The organism is Thermobaculum sp. T2p (assembly GCF_059335935.1).
Genome location: NZ_JANZYQ010000002.1, coordinates 152,958 through 161,966 on the forward strand (window position 1 = coordinate 152,958; position 9,009 = coordinate 161,966).

Annotated in this window: 10 protein-coding genes; 3 read left to right on the plus strand and 7 right to left on the minus strand. The window is 52.9% G+C overall.

Annotated elements, in window-relative coordinates:
* Positions 1-2: 2 nt before the first annotated feature.
* The 6 genes from N2245_RS01205 to N2245_RS01230 form a co-directional block, all read right to left on the minus strand.
* Positions 3-1,835, minus strand: a complete 1,833-nt coding sequence (locus tag N2245_RS01205; protein ID WP_494534904.1) for an ABC transporter ATP-binding protein — start codon at positions 1,833-1,835, stop codon at positions 3-5.
* A 129-nt stretch (positions 1,836-1,964) separates the two neighbouring features.
* A complete protein-coding gene (locus N2245_RS01210) occupies positions 1,965-2,135 on the minus strand; it encodes a hypothetical protein (protein WP_494534905.1) in 171 nt (56 codons plus the stop codon).
* Positions 2,136-2,163: 28 nt separating this feature from the next.
* A complete protein-coding gene (locus tag N2245_RS01215) occupies positions 2,164-4,143 on the minus strand; it encodes an asparagine synthetase B family protein (RefSeq protein WP_494534906.1) in 1,980 nt (659 codons plus the stop codon).
* A gap of 39 nt (positions 4,144-4,182) precedes the next feature.
* Positions 4,183-4,566 carry a lasso peptide biosynthesis B2 protein gene (locus N2245_RS01220; protein WP_494534907.1) on the minus strand — a complete coding sequence of 128 codons (384 nt, stop codon included), beginning with the start codon at positions 4,564-4,566 and terminating at the stop codon, positions 4,183-4,185.
* Positions 4,563-4,880 (minus strand): PqqD family protein, encoded by a 318-nt coding sequence (locus tag N2245_RS01225; RefSeq protein ID WP_494534908.1) that lies wholly within the window; start codon positions 4,878-4,880, stop codon positions 4,563-4,565. The genes N2245_RS01220 and N2245_RS01225 overlap by 4 nt, the downstream gene beginning before the upstream one ends.
* 514 nt (positions 4,881-5,394) lie before the next feature.
* Positions 5,395-5,826: a recombinase family protein gene (locus tag N2245_RS01230; protein ID WP_494534909.1), complete on the minus strand. Its 432-nt coding sequence runs from the start codon at positions 5,824-5,826 to the stop codon at positions 5,395-5,397.
* 122 nt (positions 5,827-5,948) lie between these two features.
* On the opposite strand from N2245_RS01230, the gene N2245_RS01235 reads away from it, so the two are divergent.
* The gene (locus tag N2245_RS01235) at positions 5,949-6,284 is read left to right on the plus strand and encodes a hypothetical protein (protein WP_494534910.1); all 336 of its coding nucleotides are present in this window, start codon (positions 5,949-5,951) and stop codon (positions 6,282-6,284) included.
* A 265-nt stretch (positions 6,285-6,549) separates the two neighbouring features.
* Here N2245_RS01235 and N2245_RS01240 read toward each other — a convergent pair whose 3' ends face one another.
* Positions 6,550-7,167: a hypothetical protein gene (locus tag N2245_RS01240; protein ID WP_494534911.1), complete on the minus strand. Its 618-nt coding sequence runs from the start codon at positions 7,165-7,167 to the stop codon at positions 6,550-6,552.
* Positions 7,168-7,306: 139 nt separating this feature from the next.
* Here N2245_RS01240 and N2245_RS01245 point away from each other — a divergent pair, with 139 nt between their 5' ends.
* Together N2245_RS01245 and N2245_RS01250 are read left to right on the plus strand one after the other, a co-directional pair.
* A complete protein-coding gene (locus N2245_RS01245; RefSeq protein WP_494534912.1) occupies positions 7,307-8,620 on the plus strand; it encodes an NHL repeat-containing protein in 1,314 nt (437 codons plus the stop codon).
* 78 nt (positions 8,621-8,698) lie between these two features.
* Positions 8,699-9,009 (plus strand): cupin domain-containing protein (locus N2245_RS01250; protein WP_494534913.1); only part of this gene is annotated, 311 nt, incomplete at its 3' end.

Genomic DNA, 9,009 nt, shown 5'->3' on the forward strand with positions numbered 1-9,009 from the left:
CTCTAGACACTGTCTACATCCTCTTCCAGGTACCTACTTGCCTGCAAAGTGTACATCCGGGCGTACCTACCTCCCATCCTCATCAACTCGTCATGAGAGCCCGCCTCCACCACTCTGCCTCCCTCCAACAGGAATATCCTGTCGGCCATCCTCACGGTGCTCAACCTGTGGCTGATTAGCACAACCGTCCTGCCCTCTCGCAGCTCTCCAAACCGCCTGTACACCTCATACTCCGTTTTCACGTCCAAAGCAGCGGTCGGCTCGTCTAGCATCAACAACTGTGCCTCCCTCATGCAAGCCCTGGAGAGAGCCAACCTCTGCCACTCTCCTCCTGATAGCTCCCTACCCCCAAAATTCCTCCCCAGAAGCGTCTCCAACCCCTGTGGCAGACTCCGCACCACCTCCCATCCACCTCCCTCCCTAGCAGCCTCTGCTACCTTCCTATCATCCCACAGCCTTCCTACATCCCCCAGACCTATGTTCTCCCTGGCGGTCAGCTCGTAGCGCACGTAATCCTGAAAGATCACGCTGTACTCCTTCCGTAGCTGCTCTGGATCATACTCCCTGAGGTCTACCCCATCCAGCAGGATATTCCCTTTGGTGGGATCGTACAGCCGTAGCAGCAGCTTGATCAGAGTAGTCTTGCCTGCTCCGTTGTGCCCTACAAGCGCCACGCACTCTCCAGGACGAATCTGCAGTGACACCCCCCGCAACACGTACTCTCCTTCCTGGTACTTAAACCACACATCCCGAAGCTCTATCCCCTGCCTAATAGGCCTGGGCACAGCTCTGGGCCTCTGGGGTAGCGTCAGGTCAGGGGGCGGCTTCAGCACCCTCGCCACACTGGGCAGGTACACAAGGTTCATCGGCAGCATGCCCAGGCTCAAGGCGATGGATCTTAGCTCCGCGAACAAGGAAGTAGCTGCGCCCCCATACAGAACGACATCGCCGATCGACGTCTCCCCTCCTACCGCCCTCCACACTATATAGACGTAGAGCAGGCCAATTGTGCCCATCGAGAGCATTCCAGACAACGACACCTTCAGGGCAAGCTTCCTCCGCTCCTTATCGACCCTCCCAACGGAGCGCTGGAAGGTGTCCTTATACATCCTCAACAGGAAGTTCCCCAGCCCATAGAGGCGTACATCCTTGGCAGGCTCGGGGGACAGCATCAGCTCGCGGTAGTACCACAACTTGCGGGACTCAGGCAGTAAGAAATACAGATGGGTTCCCATCTGGAAGAGGTAGCCCCAGTAGCTCCTTATGAAGGGCACCGCCATCAAGATCAACAGTAGCGGCGCCAAAGGATGGAGGCCCAGAAGCAACAAGCATAAGCCCAAGGCGGTCAGTACCGACAGGCAAGCCTGTGCGCCGTTCACTATCAGTTCCACCCCAGCTAACTGAGCTCGCTCTCGGATCACCCTTAGGTCGTCTGCCAGCTTGGGGTCCTCAAGACGCTCTAATCCCTGCCAGCGGTTGACAGCCTCTATCACGTTCTCTGAAAGGTGCTTGGTCACCCTGTCGCTTACAAGACCACGTAGGGCATCCAGCACGGACTGCAGCAGCGGGGCAAGAGAGAAAACCGCTGCCGCCATCGCGATCAAGGCCCACAACGGCAGCCCTTCGAACATATTCCTCGAAGCTACACCCAGGCGAGCCTCCAGGGCTATCTTATCCACTACCGCTCTGGACAACACCAGCTGGATAGGGGACGTAACTGCCTGCACCAGTAGAGCTATCACCATGAAGGTGGTAAGCCACGGGCTTGAATGCCAGGTTAGCTCCAAAGCTAGATACAACAGTTTCAACTTCGAGTAAATCGTTTCTTTACTCATGTATTAAGCATGATAAACAATATGTGTACGTATACCTACAGATATTGTAAACCCTCGACTTCTCCCGGCGGCCACTACTACGGCCGCCGGGCTGGGTGGGGCAGCGCTGTCTAGTGGTATTCTACTCTGTTAGCAGGTCGGTGGATATCCCGAACCACCGTTGTAATCTCGGATCCAATTGCCTCCGCTTTTGACAAGTTCTAGGGCTCGGCCAATATAAATGAGTTGTGGCCGGGTGTAAGGGCTATCGTAACCTTGCTCTGCCCTCTCCTGCTCTTTACGCACTTCATCGTTCTTCATAGTTACTCCTCCTTTTACCTGTTCTATCTCAGACAAAGTGCACTAGGTCCATTTGACGCACTTCCCACCCAAGCTTACGTGAACTCACATTCGTCTGACGTAACCATGATTCCGTTGACAACAGAGAACACATCTGTGGCAAGAAATCCCATATCCCGATCTGCCATGACTTGATGAATTGTTCCAATCTGCATTGCTCTACGTAACCACGATCTACAACTTCCCAAGTCCTACTATTCAACAGCTTGAGTAACTCACAACGTAGGCTCAACGCCAGATCACCACCAAAGTTCGCCCTATCCCTTCTTGTCCTGATAGCTTCAGGCAAGATACCATGCATTGCCTCCCTCAAGATAATCTTTGTTACCACAGTGCCGTCGGTATCAAATCCCTTCTTCCACTGAGATGGAATCATAAGAGCCAGCTCAATGAAGCGTTTGTCCATAAAGGGCATGCGGGTTTCGCATCCCTTAGGCATAAATACATAATTGTCCAACCATAGACTAAAGTTATTCTGACGCAACCATGCTAGTTGCTGTGCCCTAGAAGGGAGGGAAGTATAGTGCTCTGGAAACTCCTTCCATACTCTATCGAACACCCCTAGCTTGATACATCTTTGCACAGAAAGCCAAGGGGGAACTTGAGGGTTACACCACTCCGTCTCAGAATCCCAAGGACTGTTGCCTCGCTTATTAATGCCGAGCCTCAGAAACGGGGTAGGCATTATCGGTAGTATTCCGTACCTAAGTATTGAGGAAAATATATTCAGGTTGGGGACACGAGATTCAGACCAGATTCCACTTATCAAATCCTTTATCTTTAGCTGCCTCAGGTAATCACCTAAGTAGTAAGGGGTACCTTGCATTAGCTCGTCGCCCCCAAATCCAAAGATCAAGACATTACAACCGAAGCGCCAAGCTATATCAGCACACATCTGCATCTTAGCGCTCATTAGGTACTCTCCAAAGGGTTCGTCAGCTTCTAGAGAGGTATCATCCTTCAGGTCATCTGCACTTCCCTGGTAATCTCTGGAGAACTCTGTCAGCTCCAGGTTGTACATATCTATCACAGCTCTTCGGAAAAATGCTTCGTCTGCAGATGTGCCTGTCTTGTAGGTCTCAGATATACACCTAAAGTTCTCACACAGTAAACCTGACTCACTCTGCAACAGCGCAGCCATGCACGCTATACTTGATGAATCTAAGCCACCGCTAAGTGTAGACATTACTGTAGCGCAGGAACGAGATTGACTCCTTACAACCTCTTTGAAAGTAGCACGTACTCGCTCGATTATCTCCGGTCGAGGACTTGAATATAGTACTGGGAGCTCTTCCGGTCTCCAATAACGAGTTGTGTGTTGACGACCATCGATGTCAATCGTAATCACATGACCAGGTAAAAGCCTTCTTATGCTGGTGTAGGGTGTCAATGATGTAGGATGCGGCAGGGTGGACTGAAGGCATAAATTGGCCATGATAAAGGTATCATCGATCTCACCGGATGTGTTGGGTGTCTGCAAGATCTGCTTTATGGTTGATGCGATGGCAAACTTCTCAGTGCTCAGACTGTAGAACAGGGGACGAGTAGCCAGGTGGTCCACAGCACATAACATGCTCTTGACCCTATCATCCCAAATGATAATTGCAAAGTTACCCACCAATTTTTCAAAGCAACGCTCTCCCCAACGTTGATAGGCCATAGCCGTAAGCTGGCAGTCTGAGATGCTACTTTGTTTGGGCTTAACTGCCAGGAGGTCTAGCAACTCATCTCGGTTATCTAGCCTACCATCCATGACCACCCAGGAAAGTCCACCATCAATGCTTAATGGTTGACCATTTTGGAAGTCCTCACGTGTTATCTTCAGCTCTGCACACCCTAGCGCAACCTGCCCCATATACTTAGCCGTTGCTATATGTCCGCCCCGGTGCATCCCGCTGACAACCATACGTTTTAGCAGGTCAATGGACAAGGGATCAGTAAATGCGATAAGTCCAACAATAGCGCTCATAGTTTCAACCCAAACACCTGTCAAGTCTTGGACGGTAAATCACAATCGACAGATCACTAAGAAACTCTGCTTTATTAGAGGCGTGTCGTTAACTACCTGATCGTCAACCTCCACCCAAGCATGGAACATTAGCGGTGGCACCCTTGTCATACCTATACATAGATCAGAATTTATTCCCTTCCGACGCAGCATAGAACACACTGTAAGAGATCGCTCCAGACATTCTGTCCTCGTCGGCAGGAGACGAGCGGCGATGTTACAAACCCGAGTGATATGCTCCACGCATTCTGAGCTATGCTTATAATTGGGGGAAACCACCTTGGGTATTTGATCTTGGAATGCCTCCCAGCTACCACTTTTAGTTGTAAGTTTGGCTCGGATAAGTAAAGAGAATGCTCTAAGAAGATCTATGGTGGAGCTCATAGCTGTTGACTCTCATGGCGAGATACAAGTTTGTTGTTTATCAGTTCGGAAATAAACAAGGCCATATCGTTGGTTGCTACTTCTGGTTCAATATCATAGACGCTGACAAGGGCATCTATAGCATCCCTAATCAACCCAGACTGCATAAGTGCCTTCCAGGCAATGGCTGCGCTTTCGTCTAGACCATAGATATCACCCGTCTCCAGGTTAATTACTATGACCTGCTGTAATTCATTTTCAATCCATTTAATGCCGCCAGCTGGAGTTACACGTTGACCAATGATCTTTAAATTCGCCCATCTCTCGGCTTCCATACGCCAACCCCCGGGAATTACAATAGAGTCAACAGGGTGTCAAGCAATCTAATTCTTCCCCTAACACAATTGCTACGATTACTATTTAGTAGTCGCATTATGCGGGGCAATTATTAAGTTAGTATTAAGTTAGTATTAAGTTAGTATTAAGTTAGTATTAAGTGGGATGTAATGATCTGCTGGTCAAAGATCGAGAGAGTAACTAGCGAATTGCTCTAAGCTTATTTATCTCAATTATTCTCGGTGTTGTACCCCAAAACTAATATAGGTCTATTCCTCGCTTGGCCCCTGTGGTTGGCAGGTTCCAGGAAGCTGACGCTGGCCTCTGGTAGGGGTAGATCGCTCATCCATTAGCTTATAGCATGCAATCGCAGTTGCCTCATTCCAGGTCAGATATCGATCCCTACGGTGAGCTTATACTTACTCCTCAGCAAGTGCTCTGGATCGACAGATTGCTTTTCTAGTATGGTAGGTCGAGGGTGTTGGGGCCCACATGTCACCCGCAGCCCATCCCCTAAGCGTGCTCGGGGTCATCCCTCACTATCCTGCCGGATCCCAAGTCGTACCTGTAGCCCCGTGGCATCCTGGCAACGTAGATGGGTATCTGTCTGTGCCGTAGCCCTTGGAGAAACAACTCCAGCATCTTCGTCTCGTAGCGGGCTATCCTATCCACCTTGTCCACTATCACCGCCTCAGCCCTCCCCTCGACCAACGCTTGCATCAGCGCCATCAAACCTGGCCGGGAGTCGCTGGTGGGTGGCCCATCGTCCACAAATGTTAGATCCTCGCTAGTATCGTACCCAAGCTCTGTCGCAAGCTGCTCGCACAGCTCAAGCTGCCTGTTTACCGGAGTCTTATCTCGGTCGGAGCCCACGGGCTTCCTGGTATAGATCGCCGCCAGGCGGCCGGCGCCGACCTTGTGCGTGTCCTCCTTCTGTGTGCTCATGCTATAGATTGTAGCCTCCAAAAACCTATATGTCTAACATGGGTAAGGATTAGGTCGCTTGACTTACAAGACGGCCATTGTAGAATATCCACACCTGATACTCTCTCTGGGGGAATGAGTGCATGAAAGATACTGCTAACACAAGGTTGTTTGCTGCCATAATCGAGGTGCTGCTGGGATGGATGGGGTTTCTCGGAGTGGGGCATATAATCCTGGGGTTCAGTGAGCAGCGTCGCAGCTCCATCATGCTGGGGGTAGTGCTGATGGTTGCGTGGTGGGTTCTGGCCATCCTGGTGGTAGGATGTGTCTTCCTCACGCTGGGCTTGGGAGCTCTATGCCTTTTGCCCGCCTTTCCCATCTACATCCTTGTGCCAGTGCTGTCAGGTTTCGCTATCCTACGTCCCGACTCTGGTCCAGGTAGGATCGTGGAGAACTTGGAGGCAAGGTTTAGTAGCTAGCAACTAATATCATGCTGTGTGCAAGGAGCGGCGTGTCCACTAGCTACTTGGGATCACCCAACATGTGTATCAGCTGATCTACCATCCTCCGCAACTCCTGGCTAGATAATACTGAGGGGGACTAAGTCCTATATCGTACAGCCCCTCCCTCAAGGGATTTGCGACTTGCCGCCAGCACCGATGACCTTCGGCTGCGGGGGTAAAGCAGAGGCTACATAGGTCTGCTGGGCCTCACTGTCGTGTGGCACCAGTCCATGAGGAGGGGCTACGACTGCTGGATATCCACAATCTTGGGCCGACCCTGAACGCGGGCCACTCGGAACACGGCCTTGGTCTGTAGCCGCTGCACCTCGACCTCCGCTACCCCCAAGTCGACGTAAGCCCCGACGGTGGCGTACGCCTTCACCGGCCTTACGTTGCCCTTAGCAGGCATAGCTGTCAGCTGCAGCTGGGTCACCCTGATATCGGCCTCTTGTCCGCTCGCCCTCTCCTGGGCCCTGATCTCCTCCACGATCTTCGAGGTCTGTTCCCTAGCGCTGCCGTGGGTCTGCGATAGAGCAGCGTCGTAGTTCTCGGAATCCATGGCCGTAAAGTAAGCACGCACAACCCTCTCAGCCTCCTCCGCTGAAGGAACTGTCGGTTGCGTGGGAGTAGCGGTGGGTGTTGGCACAGTCGTGGGGACTGGCAGCACGTGAGTTGCTGCTGGCAGGATCTCGACGGGCGTTGGGGAGGGAAGATCGGCGCTCGGTAGGAGCACAACCGTAGGTGTAGGTGGACGGTACAAGTCACGGGATAGCTCTTCAGTATCCCTCCTTGCGATGTAGAGCCCAGCAGCTACAACCAAAGTCCCTATGGCCATCACCCACAGCCATCTCGTGTTCATCTCTCAGCCTCAGCCCCAAGATCGCAATAATCTGACCACGGCATTTGGTGGCAGGCTCATAGGTTGATCAACCATACAGCTGGTTGTAACCTTCTCTAGTCCAGAGCGTTTAGCTCTATAGAGACAGAGGAGGAAGCCTATGCGCACAGCATGTAGGAGACCGTGGATTGGGGTTCTCTTGACCTTAGCCTTTCTCATGACGCCGACGCCCGCTTGGGCGATGATGGAGTTGGACGATACCTTCTCCGGAGACGGTAGCAAGATCATACGTTACAGCTACCAAGACGTCTTGACGAGCGTGCTCGTGAGGCCAGATGGTAGGATCCTGCTCACGGGCACGCTGCTCACCAGCAGCGGCGACAGCTTTCTGGCAGCTACCCAGCTACATCGAGACGGCTCCTTCGATCGCGGCTTCGCCGTGGACGGTAGGCTCACGCTAGATCCCTCTTCGGACCTGGATCTACTGATGAGCTCGGCATTGGACTCACATGGGAGGTTGGTGCTTATTGCAAACAAGCGAGATCGCTATGTAGCAGGGCGGGTACAGAGGTTCAGGATCTTCAGGTACAACGTCGATGGCACTCGCGACTCCTCCTTTGGAGAGGGGGGAAGAGTGATCAGCGACCTACGACCCAATATCTATCTATGGGATGCATCGGTTGATTCCAAGGACAGGATACTAATAGTGGGCACATCTGGCTCGCAGCTGACTTTGGTCAGATACAGAGCTGACGGTGAGCTGGATCGGGGCTTTGGAGCATGCGGGACGTTGCTTACCGACGTGGCTGGGGGAGTGGATAGCGCCGTGCTCGCCCTACAGGCTGATGGCAAGATCGTAGTGGTCGGTGCGGCGAGCGGGAAAGATCGCAACAAGGTGGGGCTGTTCGTGCTTAGGTTGACCCCCAACGGCAGCCTCGACCGCAGCTTCGGCAATGGAGGTAGGCTGGTGATCTGGATGCCTCCTAGCTACCGGGATGTGCCCGTTGGCGTGACTGTGGACGGCAAGGGCAGGATAGTGATCGGAGGCACACGCCTCGGATCTCGAGAAGGCGAGTCTTCACGCTCCCTCTTTGTGTATAGGTTGCTGAACGATGGCAGCTTCGACCAACGGTTTGGTAGGCTCGGCAAGGTCGTCAGCAATGTGGGGGATGAGGACACCGCCATGTACCTGCAGGTGGATGCCACAGATCGCATACTCCTTGCTGGTACTGCTGTTCCACACAGCGATCATCGACATCGAGGCATATTGCTGCGTTATCTCCCAAATGGTGCTCCAGATAACACCTTAGGGCAAGATGGGATGTTAGTTCTTGCTCTGGGTACCGCACCATTACAGCAAGCCAGGAGCTTAGCCCTCTGGAGGGATAGGATAATAGTCGGCGGCAGTGTCGGAGAGCTAGAGTACGAGCCCAGTGCTCTGGACTTCGCAGTGGCGGTATATAGACCAAGATGAAGACCCACTTAGCATCAATTGACTGCCAGCCCACCTGACCTTAAGATAGCTGCACAAACCGCGAATGGAGGTGAGAGGATGCTAACGGAGAGGGAGTACAAGGAGGCGCAGGAGAGGGCAGCGAGGATGCTGGAGGAGGCGGGCATAGTGCTCACCCCGCAGGAGCGTGCCCAGATAGAGGTGGCCGACTTTGGCTTAGGGGATCTGGAGCACACGGGTTTGCAGCTGGTGACCTACATCAACACCCAGAGGGTGTGTGCCAAGGAGCTGGTGCTCTTTCCACACCAGACCTGTCCCGAGCACAGACACCCCCCGGTGGGAGATGACCCAGGCAAGGAGGAGACCTTCAGGTGCAGGCGTGGGCTGGTGTACCTGTATGTGGAGGGGGA